The 19,033-nt window shown below is 40.6% G+C and carries 14 protein-coding genes; 11 read left to right on the forward strand and 3 right to left on the reverse strand.

Annotated elements, in window-relative coordinates; genetic code table 11:
* The first annotated feature begins 72 nt into the window (after positions 1 to 72).
* Positions 73 to 1,305 carry a nucleoside recognition domain-containing protein gene (locus ABZD21_RS01425; RefSeq protein WP_372772318.1) on the forward strand — a complete coding sequence of 411 codons (1,233 nt, stop codon included), beginning with the start codon at positions 73 to 75 and terminating at the stop codon, positions 1,303 to 1,305.
* On the opposite strand, the gene ABZD21_RS01430 is transcribed toward ABZD21_RS01425, so the two are convergent.
* Positions 1,302 to 3,329 carry a cation:proton antiporter gene (locus tag ABZD21_RS01430; protein ID WP_372772319.1) on the reverse strand — a complete coding sequence of 676 codons (2,028 nt, stop codon included), beginning with the start codon at positions 3,327 to 3,329 and terminating at the stop codon, positions 1,302 to 1,304. The genes ABZD21_RS01425 and ABZD21_RS01430 overlap by 4 nt on opposite strands.
* Before the next feature lie 184 nt (positions 3,330 to 3,513).
* On the opposite strand from ABZD21_RS01430, the gene ABZD21_RS01435 reads away from it, so the two are divergent.
* Positions 3,514 to 6,381 (forward strand): TolB family protein, encoded by a 2,868-nt coding sequence (locus tag ABZD21_RS01435; protein ID WP_372772321.1) that lies wholly within the window; start codon positions 3,514 to 3,516, stop codon positions 6,379 to 6,381.
* Here ABZD21_RS01435 and ABZD21_RS01440 read toward each other — a convergent pair.
* Positions 6,352 to 7,575 carry a metallophosphoesterase gene (locus ABZD21_RS01440; protein ID WP_372772323.1) on the reverse strand — a complete coding sequence of 408 codons (1,224 nt, stop codon included), beginning with the start codon at positions 7,573 to 7,575 and terminating at the stop codon, positions 6,352 to 6,354. The genes ABZD21_RS01435 and ABZD21_RS01440 overlap by 30 nt on opposite strands.
* A 906-nt stretch (positions 7,576 to 8,481) precedes the next feature.
* On the opposite strand from ABZD21_RS01440, the gene ABZD21_RS01445 reads away from it, so the two are divergent.
* From ABZD21_RS01445 to ABZD21_RS01485, 9 genes are all read left to right on the forward strand, one after another.
* Positions 8,482 to 8,928 (forward strand): helix-turn-helix domain-containing protein, encoded by a 447-nt coding sequence (locus ABZD21_RS01445; RefSeq protein ID WP_372772324.1) that lies wholly within the window; start codon positions 8,482 to 8,484, stop codon positions 8,926 to 8,928.
* 36 nt (positions 8,929 to 8,964) lie between these two features.
* Positions 8,965 to 9,744 (forward strand): dihydroorotate dehydrogenase electron transfer subunit, encoded by a 780-nt coding sequence (locus ABZD21_RS01450; RefSeq protein WP_372772326.1) that lies wholly within the window; start codon positions 8,965 to 8,967, stop codon positions 9,742 to 9,744.
* Positions 9,732 to 10,643: a dihydroorotate dehydrogenase gene (locus ABZD21_RS01455; protein ID WP_372772328.1), complete on the forward strand. Its 912-nt coding sequence runs from the start codon at positions 9,732 to 9,734 to the stop codon at positions 10,641 to 10,643. The genes ABZD21_RS01450 and ABZD21_RS01455 overlap by 13 nt, the downstream gene beginning before the upstream one ends.
* 20 nt (positions 10,644 to 10,663) lie before the next feature.
* Positions 10,664 to 11,968: a serine hydrolase domain-containing protein gene (locus ABZD21_RS01460; protein ID WP_372772330.1), complete on the forward strand. Its 1,305-nt coding sequence runs from the start codon at positions 10,664 to 10,666 to the stop codon at positions 11,966 to 11,968.
* A gap of 72 nt (positions 11,969 to 12,040) precedes the next feature.
* Positions 12,041 to 12,511 (forward strand): hypothetical protein, encoded by a 471-nt coding sequence (locus ABZD21_RS01465; protein ID WP_372772332.1) that lies wholly within the window; start codon positions 12,041 to 12,043, stop codon positions 12,509 to 12,511.
* Positions 12,512 to 12,687: 176 nt separating this feature from the next.
* Positions 12,688 to 13,980: a dihydrolipoamide acetyltransferase family protein gene (locus ABZD21_RS01470; RefSeq protein WP_372772334.1), complete on the forward strand. Its 1,293-nt coding sequence runs from the start codon at positions 12,688 to 12,690 to the stop codon at positions 13,978 to 13,980.
* A 5-nt stretch (positions 13,981 to 13,985) separates the two neighbouring features.
* Positions 13,986 to 16,031 (forward strand): thiamine pyrophosphate-dependent enzyme, encoded by a 2,046-nt coding sequence (locus ABZD21_RS01475; protein ID WP_372772335.1) that lies wholly within the window; start codon positions 13,986 to 13,988, stop codon positions 16,029 to 16,031.
* A gap of 11 nt (positions 16,032 to 16,042) precedes the next feature.
* Positions 16,043 to 16,549, forward strand: a complete 507-nt coding sequence (locus ABZD21_RS01480; RefSeq protein WP_372772337.1) for a flavodoxin — start codon at positions 16,043 to 16,045, stop codon at positions 16,547 to 16,549.
* 267 nt (positions 16,550 to 16,816) lie between these two features.
* Positions 16,817 to 16,996 carry a hypothetical protein gene (locus tag ABZD21_RS01485; protein ID WP_372772339.1) on the forward strand — a complete coding sequence of 60 codons (180 nt, stop codon included), beginning with the start codon at positions 16,817 to 16,819 and terminating at the stop codon, positions 16,994 to 16,996.
* Between the two features lie 778 nt (positions 16,997 to 17,774).
* Here ABZD21_RS01485 and ABZD21_RS01490 read toward each other — a convergent pair.
* The gene (locus ABZD21_RS01490) at positions 17,775 to 18,956 is read right to left on the reverse strand and encodes a tetratricopeptide repeat protein (protein ID WP_372772341.1); all 1,182 of its coding nucleotides are present in this window, start codon (positions 18,954 to 18,956) and stop codon (positions 17,775 to 17,777) included.
* Between the last annotated feature and the right edge of the window lie 77 nt (positions 18,957 to 19,033).

Here is a 19,033-nt window from a genome sequence, read left to right on the forward strand (position 1 = left end):
TTTTGATGAACTTCTTTTCTTCTCTCATTTTTTGTAGCTTCACGGCTCGAATAATCAGCTGAAACCCCTGCTATGGCTTTAAATTACATTTGGATATTCTTTTTCCTGATTGCTTTTGTTGTTGGTTTGGTTAAACTCGTTTTCATGGGCGATACGGAGATTTTCACGACGATGATGAACTCCACTATGGAAATGGCGAAAACAGGTTTTGAAATCTCACTCGGCTTGACGGGGGTTTTAACCTTGTGGATGGGAATCATGAAAGTCGGCGAAGAGGGCGGTGTTGTTAGGGTTTTCTCAAAGTTGATCGGTCCGTTTTTCAGAAAATTATTTCCGGAGTTGGGGGAGAATCATCCGGCTCACGCGTCAATTATGATGAACATTGCAGCCAATATGCTGAATCTGGATAATGCAGCTACACCAATGGGATTGAAAGCAATGCAAGAGATGCAGCAAACCAATCCGCGAAAGGACACAGCTTCCAACGCCCAAATTATGTTTTTGGTGCTAAATACCTCCGGATTAACCTTATTGCCGATCAGTATTATGGTTTACCGGGCACAGCTGGGAGCTGTCAACCCGAGCGACATTTTTATTCCGATCATGCTGGCAACCTTCTTTTCAACCCTGGCAGGATTGCTCGCTGTCGCTTACTACCAAAAAATAAACTTACTCGATAGAACCATTCTCTCATACCTGGGAGGCTTGACCGCAATTATTGCCGGTATCATCTGGTACTTTTCATCGATCGAAAAGGATCAGATAACCGTGATCTCCAGTGTAGCCAGTAATCTGATCCTTTTTAGTGTGATTGTATCATTTATTCTGCTGGGTATTCGCAGTAAAATCAATGTCTACGAAGCATTTATTGACGGTGCAAAAGATGGGTTTAACGTAGCGGTAAAAATCATCCCGTACCTGGTGGCTATTTTAGTCGCAATAGGCGTTTTTAGGACCTCTGGCGCAATGGATTGGTTCATCCAGGGAATTACCTGGATTTTGGTTCATCTTGGTGTAAATACCGATTTTGTGGATGCACTTCCAACAGCTTTGATGAAGCCACTAAGCGGAAGCGGTGCACGCGGAATGATGGTAGACGCGATGACAACTTTTGGCGCAGATTCGTTTGTCGGCAGAGTCGCCAGCACCGTGCAAGGAGCTACCGACACTACCTTCTACATCTTAGCCGTATATTTTGGTTCAGTTGGGATCAAAAAAACCCGGCATGCTTTGGTTTGCGGCCTCTTCGCCGATTTTGTCGGCATTGTTGCTGCCATCTCAATGGCCTATTTATTTTTTCATTAGTCATTTTGTCGCGGAGTAACAATCAGCAGCGAATTCTCACTTTTTAGTGTTTCCAGCGTGGGCAGAAGTTGGTCTATTTCATGAGTGTACGATACTGAATTCTTTCGGGCCTTAATTAACACAATAAGATCGCTCGGAATAGTACTAATGCTTTGTAATTCGCTGGCATTTAATGACTCCATCCGTATAAAATCAATTTCAGGTTTTGCCTGAAGATTCGTCGAAACATTTTCCACTGCCAGTGCAAGATTTTTATTTCCGTAGAAGGTACATTTCAAATTTAAGTTGAAGGCAAAAATGGTGAGTTTATGGAACCACCTGGCAAATCCTGTTTCCATTTCGGAATAAGCAGGGCACAGAATTCGAAGGTGGGTCAGATTCATTACAGGTACCATTGGTTTGTAAACGAATATCTCCTGGTTTGTATTCGCCAGAATATTGTTGATCAGGTTCCCAAAAATCAAGTCAGCGAAACGCGATTTAGGGGATGATCCAATCACCAGGTCGGTCGCTGAGACCTCTTTGATTACCCTCCGAATCCCGTTTGAAATATTCTGATCAATGGTGCTAATAATATCAATTTTTCGCTCTGTCTCTGATGCGTGTTTAATCAGCTTTCCTAAAATTTCACGCGATTCGGCGAGCTTAGCCATTACTTTTGTGTCGTCGTCAACAACCGTTAACGCAAATACCGGTTCGTGCTTTTTATGCTCAGTTAAATTGAGGGCCAAATCCATCAGGTCGGTCATTGTTTGAGGATTCGAAATTGGAACTAAAATGCGATCTTCGGGTACAGTCGCATCTGGAGTCAATTTTGCTTCATGGCTTATAATCATTGCTTTACCGGCGCTTTCGGTGACCAACGACCCAATGATGCAGGTAACCAGAATTAGAAGAATAGTTCCGTTCATAATCGGCTGATCAATCAACCCCATCTCATATCCAACAGTAATTACAGCCAATGTTGCAACAGCATGAGAAGAACTCAACCCAAAAATGAGGTTGCGTTGATTGGTGCTATATTTTAAAACCTTAGAGGTGATTTGGGCAGCGAAGAATTTTCCTAAAAGTGCCGTCGTTGTCAGCGCAACAGCCACAATCAATGTTGCACTGCCAGCAAACAAGCTATTCAAATCAATGACCATTCCAACACTAATCAGAAAAAACGGGATGAACAAGGCATTACCGGCAAATTCGATTCGGCTCATCAGAGGAGATGTTTTCGGGATCAACTTATTCACAACCAAACCAGCCATAAACGCGCCTATAATTGCCTCCAATCCGGCTAATTCTGCCACAAACGCGGAACAAAACACCGTACCCAATACAAATATAAAATGCGAGTATCGTTCGTTCTCAACCCGTTTTAAAACCCAATGGGCAACCATTGGAACAAGTTTGAAAATGAAAACAAAGAAGACCGAAAAGGAGAACAGTATCGGAAGCCAATGCGTCCATCCGGATGCTCCCGAATGAGTGCCATTGATGATAGCCAAAATAACCAGGACTGCGGTATCTGTAATAATTGTTCCACCAACAGTAATTGCAACAGCTTCATTTTTAGTTAAATCCATTTTGCTGACAATGGGATAGGCGATCAGCGTGTGTGTCGAAAACATGCTGGCAGTAAGAAGGCTGGTCATGAATCCATAGCCTAAAAGATTGTAACATACCGGAAAGCCGATTAGCAGCGGAATAATGAACGTGAAGAATCCGAACAGATAACTTTTGTGTTTATTTCTGGCAAACTCTGTTAAATTAAGTTCTAAGCCGGCCAAAAACATGATGTATAGTAATCCGATCGTTGAAAAAAGCTTAACCGCATCACCTTTTTCAATCAAATTAAACCCATGAGGTCCAATTATTAATCCACACAAAATCAAGACAATAATGCTTGGAATTTTGATTTTGCGAAGTAGCAGCGGCGAAATAAAAATGATGAGTAAAATGATCGTGAAAATGAGTACCGAATTACTAAATGGCGGTGTGAATTCGTGAAATAAGCGGTCGATGATCAGTTCCATAGCTACAATTAATTTGTATAAAGTAAATTTAAATTCGCGAAACTCCGAGTTGGGATATTCGAAAATAATTAACGAAAACAATGTTTTGTTGGTTCAGTTTCAGCGTGAATCATTTTCTTTTAAAATATTGGGACAACATCACATCCTTTTTTTACTATATTTCGCTTCCTTATCAACTACAATAATGACCAATTACAGATTCAGTGCGCTTTTAATCATTTTGCTAAGTATATGCATTTCAGCACACAGTCAATATTATTCAACCGGTTCCGATCCGGCAAGTATTAAGTGGTCTGAAATAAGAACGCCTGGTTTTCAGCTTATTTTTCCTGCCGATTACGAGGCAAACGCGAAAGAGCTTGCAGGCATTCTTGATCAGGTTTATCGAACAGGCTATAAAAGTTTGGGTAAAGAGCCTCGAAAGATTTCGATCATTCTGCACACCAAAACAGTAAATTCGAATGGGTTGGTTGCCTGGGCACCGAAGCGGATGGAGTTGTTTCCAACGCCAAACCAGCAGGTTTATGCGCAGAATTGGAGCGAGCAGTTGGCCATTCACGAATTTCGACATGTTGTGCAGATGGACAAAATACAGACTGAGTTACCTCTGGTTTTTAAGCTGATATTGGGCGAACAGGCCGCCGCTGCTGCTGTTGCGGCATATGTGCCCTTTTGGTTGCTCGAAGGTGATGCGGTAATTTCAGAGACTGCTCTCACCAAAACGGGCCGCGGACGAAACCCTTCTTTTTTGATGGAAAATAAAGCTCAGGCTATTCAGAAAGGTTTGTTTTCGTACGACAAAGCGAGTTTGGGATCGTACAACGATTTTGTGCCAAACCGCTACAAGTTTGGATGGTGGATGGCAGGAGGAATCCGGGCACGATATGGTAAAATGATCTGGTCGGATGTTTTTGCGGAAGTGGCACAAAAACCACTTTCTGTTAATCCGATCAACCGAGTGCTGAAACAGCAAACCGGTAAAAATAAAGAACAATTGTACTCGTCCATATTCGATGACTATCTGAACGACTGGAAATCGGAACTAGCGCAATTGGATCTGACCAACAGTCATGCATTAATGAACGCTGAAGATTCATATCAGAATTACCTATATACGGGCTTTTCATCCGATCATGGATTGATAGCATACAAACAAAGCCGCGATGATATTGGACGAATCGTTCGTATTGAAGCTGGGCAGGAGGAAGTGATTTTCACGCCGGGGACAATTCTTGATGAATCCTTTTCTGTTGAAGGAGACTTTTTAATTTGGTCAGAACGAAGACCAGATTTGAGATGGACTCATGCAGATCGTTCAGTGATTGTTGTTTACGATTTGAACCGGAAACAAAAACGCGAATTAAAGATCGAAAACAAACTATTTGCACCGGTAATTTCTGCATCGGGCGAAGCATTTGCGGCAGTTGAAGTTGATGACCAAAATCAATATTTCATCAGTGTTTATAATCTGGCAGATGGAAAAATAAATCAACGTCATCATCAGCAACAGAATGATTTTATGATGTCGCCGGCATGGAGCGACGATTCTAAAGTGATCTATTTCATCGGATTAGCGAAGGACGGTAAGTATTTAGGAAAACTGGATTTGGGGTCAGGTGAATGGAGCCAGCTAACAGAGCCTGCGTATTTCGACTTGAGGAATTTAACGGTAAGTAACAATCAATTGTACTACACGTCGGCGGAAACGGGGATCGATAATATCTTTCGTTTCGACATTGAGACCGGCATTGCCTATCAGCTAACCAGTGTGCCTTTCGGAGCCGATTATCCGGAAGTTGATGGTAATCAGCTTTATTTCAGCAGTTACTCGGCAGATGGTTATCGCATCGAGCGATTGTTAAGTGAAGATTTCAAAAATAAAAAATCGGGGAATAAACAGCTTGTATCTAACGCATTGGCCGACACGCTATCCGTTCAGGAGGGAACAACCTTCGAATTTACACCAGCGGTAAAAAGCTACCAGGCAAAAAAATATTCGAAACTTGCCCATCTTTTAAATTTTCACAGTTGGGCGCCGGCTTATATTAATGTGGACGACTATGAGCTAAAGCCGGGCATTTCAATCTTATCTCAAAACAAACTGGGAACGGCAACGGCTGATCTCGGTTACGAGTATTTGCCTTCGGAACGGTCGGGAAAAGTTCGGGCCAAATTTGAATATACTGGCTTGTTTCCGGTTTTTAATGGTGAAGTGAGTTATGGAAACCGAAAATCAAATTACCGTCTGATTCAACAGAATGGCGATACAGTCGTTCGTTCTTTTTCGTGGCGGGAACTTTCTTATGAATTGGGAACCAGCGTACCGCTCAGTTTTAGTCAGGGAAAATACAGCCAATTAATTCAGCCGCAAATTGAATACGGGTACACGCGGGTTAGTCACAGTTCAACCACACCAGACCAATTTTATTCCGGTTTTTATCATGCACTTTCTTACCGTCTATATTTGCAGAATGTGCTCCGGCAGTCAGAATTTGATCTACTGCCAAAGTGGGGACAGATAGTTGAATTGACGTATAAAAATAGTCCTTCGGGAGGCACACAAATTGGTGATCTAAAAGCGTTGCAAACTTATTTGTATTTTCCCGGATTCGCCGGAAATCAGGGTATTCGCATCTATAATGGGCTACAAAAAAAGCACACAGATTTGGATATTTCGTTTTCTGATGTCGTTCGATTTCCTCGCGGAATTCAGCAACTAAGCAACACCGATTTATACACTTTTGGCGCCGACTATATGTTTCCGCTGGCTTATCCGGATTTAAATTTAGGGCGCCTGTTTTTTATGAAACGGCTTCGGACTTCTTTATTTTACGACTTCTCGTCGCTGAAAGGAAACGTGTATAATGAAGACGGAACGGTGTACAGTATTTATGAAAAATATCTCACTTCAACCGGAATTGAACTAAAGGCAGATGGACATATTTTACGAACAGCAGCACCTGTTTCGGTTGGACTGCGGTCGATGTATTTACCCGATACGAAAAAGTTTAGTTTCGAATTTTTATTTACGATCAGCTTTGATGCTATTTGATCGCAGCGTGAGAACTGTAATCTCTGGATTCATATCAATGCGTCCCGGAAATCCGACGCATCCGAAGCCCTGGTTCACGTATAAATACTGGTTGCCATTTTGGTACAATCCAGCCCAAAGTGGTTGAATAAAGTACATGGGACTAATGCTGATACCGGCAAGTTTGAATCCAAATTGTGCGCCATGAGTGTGCCCTGAAAGGGTCAGTGGTATTGAGGTCTCTGGAACAACTTCCGACTCCCAATGTGCCGGATCGTGCGACAACAAAATCATAAAGGCGTTTTCCGGAACGTCTGTCAGTGCCGAATCTAATTCAGCATATTGCGGAAAAGGTCTGTGTCCCCAGTTTTCAACTCCAACAATGTATAAACTGGTATCTGCCAGCTTGAGTTTTGATGATTGATTACGCAAAAGCTGAAATCCAGCGGCTCTGATCTTGTCAATTATCAGCAGGTGATTCGCTTCTTTATCGGCAGGATTTTGCCAGTTAGAATAATCGCCATAATCGTGATTTCCGAAAATGGCAAACTTACCATAGTTCGCAGTCATCCTTTCCAATGCCTCTTCAAATCCAATCATTTCCTGATGGTAGTTGTTCACCATATCGCCCGTAATTACTAAAATATCTCCGTCAAGTTCATTGATTTTCTGTTCTGCTTTCCGAAGAAATTGATCGTCATCGAAACCACCCAAATGTAGATCTGAAATCTGAATCACGCGAAGTCCATCCAATTTTTCCGGCAAATCATCCAGCCAAATTTCGAGATGATTCGTTTGCAGGTTTTTCTTGCCGACGCTTAAACCATATCCAATCGTTAGGATCATTCCAAAACTTATTATTACACTCGACAATAAAATTATTTGCGGCAATTGTTTCGAACGTAACAATTTTAGCGGTGCTGAAATAATCGTAGCGATTGCGATTAAGCTTTTGGGAAACAAATTCAGAACCGACAGGGAGATTACAAAATAGAAAAAGCCATAATCAGTTGTTTGTCTGATTTTATCCGGATTTAAAAAAGCACTTAACCAGATTAGCAAAAACGTTACCGATACCAAGCCATAAATAAAAGAAACAAGACGACGAATTTTTTTGCCATTTACTAATTGTACAATTCCCCAATAGGCAAACAACTCGATTAAAAATATAACGATAAAAAACAGGATGACACCTGAAGCTGGAATTCCTCGCATAATCGTATTTGAAAGGTTTAATCACAAATTTAGCATTCCCATTCGTGAGTTTGGCGTATTTCATCGAAACTTCACTGGAATTCGGTGAAATTTTTTTTTTCAACATCACTGTGTTTTGACTGTAACTATCAGTATTTGTGGTTACTATAAGTAGAATTTGCTTGATTTAAGTCCTTGAGAATCGCATGAATGAAATTGTGTTGCCACATGGCAGCAAATATTTAAAAATAATCGCTGGTTCCATGCCGGCAAAGATGAAAATACCGATTAGAATTTTTACCCTCGACAAAAAAACGAAGTGGATTGATTACAGTTCAAAAATCGATCAACATTTTAAATGCAAATACAGTGGGGTAAACTAATCTGTAAAATGGTATAAGAACGATTCATTTAAAGGAACGCAAATCGACAAAGATAATTTTGACAGAATTGTGAATTCTAAAATGTGAATTACAATAAAGAGGTTGTTTTATCAGTGCATTTACAAGTGTATTCATTGAAAAGGGGAGGAGTGATGACAAAAATAAACACAAAATCCTTTTCAACGGAACTATCGAATTAATTTCTGTAAACACAAATATCCCCGTTTTTAAACACATCATATCGAATCTTAAAGTACTGAATACTAGTTCGTTAACATGATTATATAAACATTTTTGCATGAAGACTGGCTGCTTTTAGTAATAAAGTAACAAATACACCAGTAATCGAATGTTTAAATAACTAATAACTAGTATTATACACGAATTAACTCAAGTTTATTTAGTGTTTATTATGGGTTGATTGTAGGATGCATGCTGTCAAGGATGTCGCACGGATTACAAATGTATATTGCCATAATTTACTTATGTGTTTTGTGAAATCAACTTTGTACTTTATATTTGTAAATAATTAAAGTTGACATAAATGAACAGCAGGATTAAGCACTTTATGGATTACAAAGGAATTAGCTCATCAGAATTGGCTGATACCATTGGTGTGCAACGATCAAATGTTACCCATGTGCTTCAGGGCCGGAACAAGCCAGGATTTCAGTTTATCAGCAAACTGCTCGAGACCTATCCGGACATAAATGCCAAGTGGCTTATTACCGGCGACGGTGAAATGCTGGTGGGACCACCGGTTAAAAAGCCTGATTTATTCGATGCTGTGCCCAAAATTGATTCAGCTCCAACGGAAATTCAACAGCCGCAGACACCAGTTGAACCGCAAAAAACAAGTGAAATAAACACGAATATCGTTCCAGAGCCTAAAATAGACGATCTCCTTGTTGCGCCCACCGATAGGGAAATTGAGCGCATTGTCGTATTTTATACCGACCAAACTTTTAAACAATACTTACCTTCGAAGTAATTTTTCTTCTATATTTGCGGGCAAATTCAACTTGGAATGAAAAAAACGATCCAAGAGCTTTTGCTCGTTGAGAATAAGAAATTAAATCATGATAATTTCCGGCTGGTATTACAAGCCGAAAATGAATTACCACCGATTTTCCCCGGTCAATTTGTAAATGTTGAAATTAAAAAGGCTACCGAGATTTTTCTTCGCAGACCTTTTTCTGTTCTGGACGTTGATCCGGAAAAGAAGCAGTTTTCACTATTGGTTAAAATATTGGGGCGAGGGTCAAAAGTATTCACCGAATACCAGGCTGGAGATAAAGTCAGTGTAATTTTTCCACTTGGAAATGGATTTTCAATGCCTGAACCAACCGACAAAGTGCTTTTAATTGGAGGAGGCAGCGGTGTCGCTCCAATGCTTTTTTTGTCGAAAATTTGCGGTCTTAAGGCAGATCAGGTGCATGTATTGCTTGGTGCACGGAGTTCGAATGACCATGTAGATGTGAGAGAATATTTGCCAAATGGCCATTTCTATTTTACAACAGAGGACGGCAGCCTTGGAGAAGAAGGTTTTGTGACAAATCACTCTGTATACAAAAGTGAACTAGCTGATTTCGATAAAATTTACACTTGTGGACCCAATCCGATGATGAAAGCTGTGGCTGCAGATGCTGCCAAAGCCGGCGTGTTTTGCGAAGTTTCGCTCGAAAACATGATGGCTTGCGGATTTGGAGTGTGTTTGTGTTGTGTGGAAAAAACAACATCGGGACATAAATGCGTTTGTACCGACGGTCCGGTGTTCAACATTAAAGAATTGACATGGCAGATTTAAGTATAAAGATTAAAGACCTTCTTTTTAAAAATCCCGTTTTAACCGCATCGGGAACTTGCGGATTTGGTCAGGAAATCGCTGATTTTGTCGACCTCTCCAAATTGGGAGGAGTCGTAATGAAAGGAACCACTTTAAAGCACCGTGAAGGGAATAACTACCCTCGGATGGCCGAAACTTCATCTGGTATGCTAAACGCGGTTGGCCTGCAAAATAAAGGGGTGGATAATTTCGTTAAGAATATATATCCAACGATAAAAGATGTCGATTCTAATTTTATCGTAAATGTCAATGGGTCTACCATTGAAGAATATGTAGAACTGACAGAGCGCATAAATGAGTTGGACAAAATACCGGCAATTGAGCTGAATATTTCTTGTCCAAACGTTAAAGAAGGTGGAATGGCCTTTGGGGTTAGTTGCCCGTCAGCTGAGGCAGTGGTAAAAGCGGTTCGTGCCGTTTATCACAAACCGCTGATTGTAAAGCTTTCACCCAATGTAACCGATATTGCTGAGATTGCTAAAGCAGTTGTGGGCCAGGGAGCCGACAGTGTGTCTCTTGTAAACACTTTTTTAGGAATGGCAATTGATGCGGAGAAACGCAGGCCGGTTCTATCAACTATAACCGGTGGGCTGTCTGGCTCGGCAATAAAACCAATTGCATTGCGTATGGTTTGGCAAGTTGCACAGGCTGTGAATGTACCGGTTATCGGTATGGGGGGTATAATGAATGCTACCGACGCTATTGAATTCATGCTGGCCGGAGCAACTGCCGTTCAGGTTGGAACTGCAATATTTATCGATCCATCGATCCCGGTTCAAATCGTGGATGGGATTCATGACTATTTAGAACGTCATCGACTAAGTTCGGTCAATGAAATTATTGGAGCTTTACAAGTATAAACTGAATTAACAATTGTAACGTGCGGTATATCAAGTATCTATTTATTATCATGGTTTTGGTTTTTAGCTACAGCTCAAAAAGCTACCATACGCGTAAGCAGATACCTCCATATTACCAACTCGAAATTCAAGGGTTGAATAACCGGGTTAGCAATGAGCTATCCAACTTCTCTTCTTCGCCATATATTGAAAGGCAAATCGAAAGGTTTATGCGGCAATGGGGGCTGGAAGGAGTTTCCGTTGCTGTTGTAAAAGATGATAAATTGGTATATGCCAAAGGTTTGGGTATTGCGAATGATCGGAACGAACCAGTAACTCCCGGCAACTTATTTCGGGTGGCCAGTGTTTCAAAATTGCTTACTGCCGTTGCTGTAATGAAATTGGTTGAAGAGCAAAAGTTAAGCTTGGATGACCGTGTTTTTGGCCCCGATGCAATCATTAAAGATTCTGTTTTCAATAACGTTCGCGATAAAAACATCTATAAAATAACCGTCCGCCAGCTATTGGCGCATTCCGGAGGATGGTCTCAACGATATGGCGATCCTGCCTTTAATTCATTGGCTATTGCTCAGAAAGTTGGTGATAAGGCACCGACTACAATCCAAAGTTATTACAAGTACATTGCCAATCGACGATTGTCATTCCCTCCCGGAAGTCAAACATCGTATTCAAACATGGGCTACATGTTCCTGGGAGAAGTTATTGCCTCGGTTAGCGGAAAATCCTACGAAAGCTATATTCAGGATAATATATTGATCCCCAACGGAATTGTGGATATGCATCTGGGAAACAGTTACCAGAAGAACCGTCGGGAAAATGAAGTTTGTTACTTTGAAACGGAAGGTAGCAGTTTGGTTCCGGAGTATAACGGTTCTGAAAAAATGGTCAGAAAATCGGATGGAGGTAATCCGATCGAATTGCTTGGTGCCGCTGGCGGCTGGATTTGTTCGTCGATTGAGTTAGCCCGCTTGCTAACCTACATCGATGGTAAAACCGGTGTTCAGGATATTCTGTCCTCGTCGAGCATATTGGAAATGACAGACAATACTTATGCTAAAGGCCCTTTAGGCTGGAAAACGACTTCAAACTACGGTAGCTGGATTCGAACAGGAAGTATGGCCGGAACATCTGCAATGATAAAACGCACAGAAGATGGTCTTACCTGGGTTTTCATTTCGAATACCAGCAGTTGGAAAGGATCGCTGTTGGCGAATGACATAAATTCGTTAATGCATAAGATCTGTTCACGGGTGAAAGACTGGCCGGAGCAAGATCTTTTCAACTATTATCCGATTCAAAATTTACAGGTTATCGCTGCAAATTAAACTCGTTTAATAAATTTTAACGTCACTATTTTTTCATCTTTCATCATTCTTGCTAATTTAGGAGGGTAATTCATGAAGGTTGAGATGAGGGTAACGATTTTATTTTGTTTGTTGAGCTTTATGACCGTTTGCACCGAGGCGCAAGAAAAATGGGTCTATGAAGCCACTCCGCTTAGTTTAGCACCGATCGCTGAATGCGAGCAAAATCAATACCTCAGCGAAGACGTACGAATGTTTCTCTCGAAGTTTAATCAGGTGTATTCCAAAAAGGTAAATATGGGAGCACCCGACTTTCAAACCTCCATCGAAATTATCAAACCAGATCTCTATTACTCAGTTCAAAAGTTGTCGAAGTATTTTTGTAAATGCATGAAAAAAGGCACGCTGGAAAAAAACGTAGCAGAGGATGAGTTTAGAAATATCCTGAAAAAATGCCTTCAAATTGTACAGAGAGATACATCACCAATCGAGGCCGAATTGAGAGCCACTAATAACCCAGCCGATATTGTAGGAGTTTTTGATAGAATAGTTATCGAGAACTGATTCACGGGTGTAATTTATCAAGAAAACATTTCTTCATTTTTTTCTGCGGAAGTATCGTTTTATCAGACAACATTTACTCTCTGTGAAGTCTGATTTTACTTGAACATTTCGAATCGCTGTGTGTTTAATGTGGTGAAAATTCCAGATAATAAAGTGTTAAACAAATAAATTGGAAAATGTCAGATTTTAAAATCCAAATGCCCAAGATGGGCGAAAGTGTTCAGGAAGCAACTATTACAAAGTGGTTTGTGAAAGAGGGAGACAGAATTGAAGAGGATGATATGCTTTTCGAAATCGCTACGGAAAAGGTTGATTCGGAAATCCCTTCACCGGTAGACGGTGTGATAAAAAAAATACTTTTCGAAGTTGATTCAATTGTGCCAGTAGGAGAAATAGTAGCCATCATCCAAACTGATGACGACGATGACGATTCCAGTTCAGCTAATGACGAAAAAACGGAACCTGCCGATACAAAAGAAAAAGCTTCAACTACAAAAACAGAAACTGTTTCTGCTGACTTTAAAGAATCGACTCGTTTTTATTCCCCTCTAGTGCGATCGATTGCAAAAGAAGAGAACATTTCTTTGGAGGAATTGGAGAAAATAGAAGGCAGCGGCACCGGTGGCCGGGTTCAAAAACAAGACGTATTGGATTATCTGGCCGGTAAAGGGGAGCAAAAAGAGACTCCTTCCAAGCCTGCAGCACCAGTAGCTGTAGCCTCGAAGCCAGCAGCACCAAAGGTTAATATTACCGTTGGCGGAGATGATAAAGTGATTGAAATGGACCGCATTCGAAAAATTATTGCTGAGCGCATGGTTCAATCGGTCACAACTGCACCTCATGTAACCTCGGTTGTTGAAACAGATGTGACAAACGTTGTCCTTTGGCGAAATAAAGTTAAAGATGAATTCCTCGCCAAATACGGGCAAAAACTGACCTTCATGCCAGTATTTATAGAAGCTGCAGCGACCGCACTTCGTGAGTTCCCAATGTTGAATGCTTCGGTTGACGGAGATAAAATAATTTTGCGTGGCAAAGTAAATATTGGTGTTGCTGTAGCCAAGCCAGACGGTAACCTGATTGTTCCCGTAGTCCGCGATGCTGATCAGAAAAACCTCGTTGGCCTGACTTCATCGATGAATGATTTGGCTAACCGTGCACGTGCAAACAAATTAACACCCGATGAAATATCTGGAGGTACCTTTAGTATAAGTAATTTCGGGACATTCAAAAACGACATTGGTACACCAATCATCAATCAACCCGAGGTTGCTATCCTGGCAACAGGAAACATCACTAAGAAACCAGCCGTGATAGAAACACCGGCCGGAGATGTGTTTGCTGTCCGTCACAAAATGTTCTTATCGCTATCGTACGATCACCGGATTATTGACGGTGCACTAGGTGGCGCGTTCATTAGACGAATTGCCGATCTTCTCGAAGAATTTGACGTTAACAGAAAAATTTAATCCAAATGAGCAGCATTTATCCCAAAATTTATACAATTAAGAACGTAGACAAGGATGTCCTTCGCCAGTGGTATACAACCTTGGTTGTAGGACGTAAGCTTGACGAACGAGCTCCAAATTACCTCAAACAAGCCATTGGTTGGTCGTATCATGCGCCTTATGCCGGGCATGATGGAATTCAATTTGCAATCGGACAGGTTTTCGATCGGAATACCGATCACTTGTTTCCTTATTACCGAGATATGATGACTTGTTTCTCGGCCGGACTGACAGCTGAAGAGATCATCCTCAATGGTATTTCTAAAGCGACTGATGTAGCCGGCGGAGGACGGCATATGTCGAACCACTTCGCGAAGCCCGAGTGGAACATTCACAACGTATCAAGTTGTACCGGAAACCACGACCTGCACGCTGTTGGGGTGGCTCGTGCATTGAAGTACTACGGACAGAAAGGTGTTTCAATCACTTCTCACGGTGAATCTTCAACTTCGGAAGGTTACGTATATGAAGCGATTAACGGAGCTTCCAGAGAAAAACTACCGGTAATATTTGTGTTGCAGGATAATGGGTATGGTATATCGGTCCCTAAAAACATGCAAACAGCCAATCGAAAAGCAGCTAACAATTTCAGCGGTTTTAAGAATCTACGGATTATTCATTGTAATGGGAAAGACATATTCGACTCAATGAATGCCATGGCCGAGGCCAAAAAACATGTCTTGGAAGCCGGGGAACCGGTTATTGTTCAGGCAAATTGTGTACGAATGGAGTCACACTCCAATTCAGACCGTCACGAATTGTATCGTAGCGAAAACGAACGTAACTATGTTCGCGTTTACGATCCGCTTGCGAAATTCACACGCATGTTGCTGAAATACAATCGTTTTACGGAGGAAGAATTACAGTCGATTGAAGATGACGCGAAAGCGATTGTAAAAGATGCTCACAAAAAAGCGATGAAGGCTCCGGATCCGGATCCGGCAACAATTTTCGACTTTGTGATGCCTGAGCCTTACGAGGCTTCCAAGTATCCGGATGGAACACATAACAACGACGGTGAAAAGATCAAATTGGTTGATGCCATTAATAAAACGTTGAAAGAAGAATTCCGTGAGAATCCGGACACGTTTATCTGGGGGCAGGATGTGGCCAATAAAGAGAAAGGTGGAGCATTCAACGTAACGAAAGGAATGCAGCAAGAATTTGGAGACCAACGCGTTTTTAGCGCACCAATTGCTGAAGATTTCATTGTTGGTACCGCGAACGGAATGAGTCGTTTTAATGATAAAATAAGGATTGTTATTGAAGGAGCTGAATTTGCTGACTATTTTTGGCCGGCAATGGAGCAATACGTAGAGTCGAGTCACGATTACTGGCGCTCGAACGGACAGTTTGTGCCGAACATGACCATCCGGTTGGCTTCTGGTGGGTACATTGGTGGAGGTTTATATCACTCTCAAAATATTGAAGGAGCTTTAGCTACCATTCCGGGGGTTCGGATCGTTTATCCGACTTTTGCTGATGATGCTGCCGGTTTATTACGTACGTCTATGCGTTCGCGCGGGATGACTGTATTTATGGAGCCAAAAGCATTGTATAATGCACCACAAGCAGCATCGTCGATACCTGACGATTTTGAAGTTCCATTTGGCAAATGTCGAATTCGCCGCCCTGGTAAAGATGTCACTCTGGTTACTTATGGAAACACACTGATTCACAGTCTGGAGGCAGCCGATAAGCTGGCAGAGGATGGTATTGATGTTGAAGTGATCGACTTGAGATCCATTGTTCCGCTGGATAAAGAAGGGATCTTGAATTCGGTGAAAAAAACCAACAAAGTACTTGTTGTTCACGAAGATAAGGTATTTGCTGGCTTTGGAGCAGAAGTTACATCGATGATCATGGAAGAAGCTTTTGAATATCTGGATGCCCCGGTTAAGCGGATTGGTTCTCCATATACTCCGGTAGGTTTTAATCGGATTCTGGAAAAAGCCATTCTACCTAATACCGAGAAGATTATGGCAGCAGCAAAAGAATTAATCGCATATTAAAAAGGATAATCATGAGCAAAACAGGTATATTTTACAGTTTCCACACCAACAAAACCTCAAAAGTCAGTGAGAAAATTGTGGAAGCCTTTGGCAGTGAAAATCTAGAAATAATCAATGCCGAAGAAGTAAACGAAGAATCGTTCTTAAAATTTGACAACTATATTATTGGTGTAGCGACTTGGTGGGATGGAGAATTACCAAATTACTGGGATGAGTTCGTACCAGCACTTGAAGACATGGATTTGTCGGGTAAAAAATTTGCCATTTATGGTTTGGGAGATCAAAAAGGTTACCCGGAAAATTTTAATGATGGTGTTGGTATTTTTGCTGAACTAATTGAATCGCTCGGAGGTAAAATAGTTGGTTTCACGTCAAACGAAGGATACAGCTATGAGTCTAGTCGTGCCGAACGTGGAGAGCAATTCTGCGGCTTATGCATCGATCAGGAAAATCAAGCTCGTTTGACTAAAGGGCGAGTTGAAAAATGGGTTGAGCAACTCAAAAGTGAATTTAAATAGATAATCTACGATAATTTATTTTAGCGAAGAGCACGATATTTTTATCGTGCTCTTTTTTATTTCTTCTGGACAACACGACCTGAGACAAGCATGCTCCCTGTCAAGCACATTTCCCGGGAGGAAAGCTCTTTCTGAATGCCCCGAGCAACGTGGAAACAGATGTTTATATTTAACTGTGACTTTACAGTTTCTTAAGAATGACATAATTTGGGATTAATCGGTCGATTGACAACAAGTTCGTATTTTTAGTTAAAAACATCGCGAGCTATGGAACAAGAAAGGTTACGAAAAATGATCAAAGCAATGTATCTGCTAAAAGATGCGCTGTTGAAAAAGCGAGATGACGACAAGGCTTTTCGCCTGAGATCAAAATCAAAAGTTGTGAGAGAAGTTCAGGATATTATCAATTTGAGTCTTGAGGAGTTCTATACTTTGAGAACAAATTAATGCACAAAATACCAAAAACCGCTCGTTTACATATGTGTATTAAGTGGTGTCAGATTTGTGGCTTCGCTAGTTTGGAATTAGATGTGATGCGATTGTATGCTATGGAACTAACTGTTTAAATGCGGTTTGTGTAGTTGCTAAATGTAAACACAGTTAGATTTACATTTGTTATCTTCATTCTTTACAGGTCGGTTTACATTTCTCTGCAAACATTTTATAAAGTGGAGTGTATAATCTGATGTCCCTTCCATATTAATCTCTTAAATGAATGATTATTCTGTATCAGCACTCACCGGATGCTAGTCGTGCTTATAGTTCCCAATCACTTTATTCTGGCTATAAAGTTGCATGAACCACCAATCTCTTAATAAAGTCGATATTGATATTACGGAAAATGAACAAAACATAATTAACTTAAAATCTTCGGCATATTTGAAACGTGGTTGCATATCGGTCGAAAATAAGAGAATATGCAGTAACTGGAAAAACGCTCAATTTCCAGGAGCAATGTCAATAAATTCGGATGCATCGAAATCAGAAGAATATTAGTAAGTTCAAAAAAGCTGGTTAAGTTCGTGGATATATCGAAGCCGTTTGTAGGTAAACATTGCCTAGAGCTAGGTAGCGCAAGGAACAATAGAGGTACGGAAAATGCAGTTGGAATAGAAACGAAGAGTAACTGGAGATTAGCCAATTTACTCAAATATACTTGTCCTATAGTTGATATTATGTTATTTTTATGTGGATAAAAAAAGAGGGAATTTAATCCCTCTCATTCTTATTTAAGATCTTCCAGTTTCTTATTTACTTCATCAAACTTGTCCATCATTTTCAAGCGATAGTACAATTGTTTTAATGATTCTAAAGAGTAAGTGTCTTCAGCATTTATCTCAGAAGCTTTTTCCATGAATGGAATTGCTTTTGTGAACTCAACATCAGCTTTTGCTTTTTCAGCTTCATACTGGTCTGGTTTGTTCGTTGGAACTGAATTTGCTACATCCAACTGCTTAACGCCTTTGTTGTAATAAATTGCTCCCAGATTATAGTATGCATCGAAATAATCGTCTTTAAGTTCGATTGCTTTTTCATAAGCAGAAATCGCTTTTTCAGTATCGCCCAATTTATCATTTAAAGCTCCTTTTGCGAAATAAAAAGATGCATTTTCCGGATCCTGCTCAATTGCTAATTCCAAATATTTCATGGCTTCATCCGTCTTGTTGGCAGTCATGTAAATGTTAATCATTTGCACTAGGATTGCACTGTTCTCCGGATATTTTTCGAAACCTTCCTGCAAAGTAGTCAATGCGCTAACCGTATCTTGCTTATTAATATAGCTTGAAGAAATAAGCTCGAAAGTACGTGCACCATTGTAACCATATTTTGCGGCTTCTTTGTAATATTCAATTGCTTTGTCGTACTTTTCAGCGTTGTACGCTGCTAAGCCAGCATTGAAAATAATTACAGTATCAACTGTTGCAGGTTCCTCAATCATTACTGGTACTTTTTGCACCTCTAAAATATCTTCAAAAGACTTCAGAGCCAGGTCATAATCATTGTCATTAAAGCCTTTAACTGCTTGATCTGTGAAGTCATTGATCAATAAAGTCAAATTGATTTTAACTGCATTTTTCATGGATCCTTTGGTGTCCAACTCAAGAGCTTTCTTAAATGATTCCAATGCCGTATTCAATGGATCTTTAGCTAATTTCTTAACATTAGCATCTTTTGATTTGTATATGGCATGGTAAATTTCACCACGAACAGCCCATGTTTTAGGCCACGGAATTGATTTTTCTGATTTTGGATTATTCGGATCAATCGCTTCGTTGATCACATCCAACGCCTCACTTAGTTTCCCTGCGTCTTTCAACGTTTGAGCGCTGGTGACTTTCCCTTTTTGGGCGTAAGAGCCAGCCACAGTAGTAATTAGTATGGCTAACAATAAAATTGTCTTCTTCATCATCATAGTTAATTTAAGATACTTTTTTGCTACAAATTTAATTTTTAATGTTATGCGAACAAATTTCAAGATATTCT

Origin of the sequence: Mangrovibacterium sp., from assembly GCF_041596335.1 — a bacterium.
Taxonomy (GTDB): Bacteria; Bacteroidota; Bacteroidia; order Bacteroidales; family Prolixibacteraceae; genus Mangrovibacterium.

What these genes read in the sequence shown, in the direction of transcription:
- ABZD21_RS01425 (WP_372772318.1), top strand. Translation starts at nt 73, where the DNA reads ATGGCTTTAAATTACATTTGGATATTCTTTTTCCTGATTGCTTTTGTT.
- ABZD21_RS01430 (WP_372772319.1), bottom strand. Translation starts at nt 3,329, where the DNA reads ATGGAACTGATCATCGACCGCTTATTTCACGAATTCACACCGCCATTT.
- ABZD21_RS01435 (WP_372772321.1), top strand. Translation starts at nt 3,514, where the DNA reads ATGACCAATTACAGATTCAGTGCGCTTTTAATCATTTTGCTAAGTATA.
- ABZD21_RS01440 (WP_372772323.1), bottom strand. Translation starts at nt 7,575, where the DNA reads ATGCGAGGAATTCCAGCTTCAGGTGTCATCCTGTTTTTTATCGTTATA.
- ABZD21_RS01445 (WP_372772324.1), top strand. Translation starts at nt 8,482, where the DNA reads ATGAACAGCAGGATTAAGCACTTTATGGATTACAAAGGAATTAGCTCA.
- ABZD21_RS01450 (WP_372772326.1), top strand. Translation starts at nt 8,965, where the DNA reads ATGAAAAAAACGATCCAAGAGCTTTTGCTCGTTGAGAATAAGAAATTA.
- ABZD21_RS01455 (WP_372772328.1), top strand. Translation starts at nt 9,732, where the DNA reads ATGGCAGATTTAAGTATAAAGATTAAAGACCTTCTTTTTAAAAATCCC.
- ABZD21_RS01465 (WP_372772332.1), top strand. Translation starts at nt 12,041, where the DNA reads ATGAAGGTTGAGATGAGGGTAACGATTTTATTTTGTTTGTTGAGCTTT.
- ABZD21_RS01470 (WP_372772334.1), top strand. Translation starts at nt 12,688, where the DNA reads ATGTCAGATTTTAAAATCCAAATGCCCAAGATGGGCGAAAGTGTTCAG.
- ABZD21_RS01475 (WP_372772335.1), top strand. Translation starts at nt 13,986, where the DNA reads ATGAGCAGCATTTATCCCAAAATTTATACAATTAAGAACGTAGACAAG.
- ABZD21_RS01480 (WP_372772337.1), top strand. Translation starts at nt 16,043, where the DNA reads ATGAGCAAAACAGGTATATTTTACAGTTTCCACACCAACAAAACCTCA.
- ABZD21_RS01485 (WP_372772339.1), top strand. Translation starts at nt 16,817, where the DNA reads ATGGAACAAGAAAGGTTACGAAAAATGATCAAAGCAATGTATCTGCTA.
- ABZD21_RS01490 (WP_372772341.1), bottom strand. Translation starts at nt 18,956, where the DNA reads ATGAAGAAGACAATTTTATTGTTAGCCATACTAATTACTACTGTGGCT.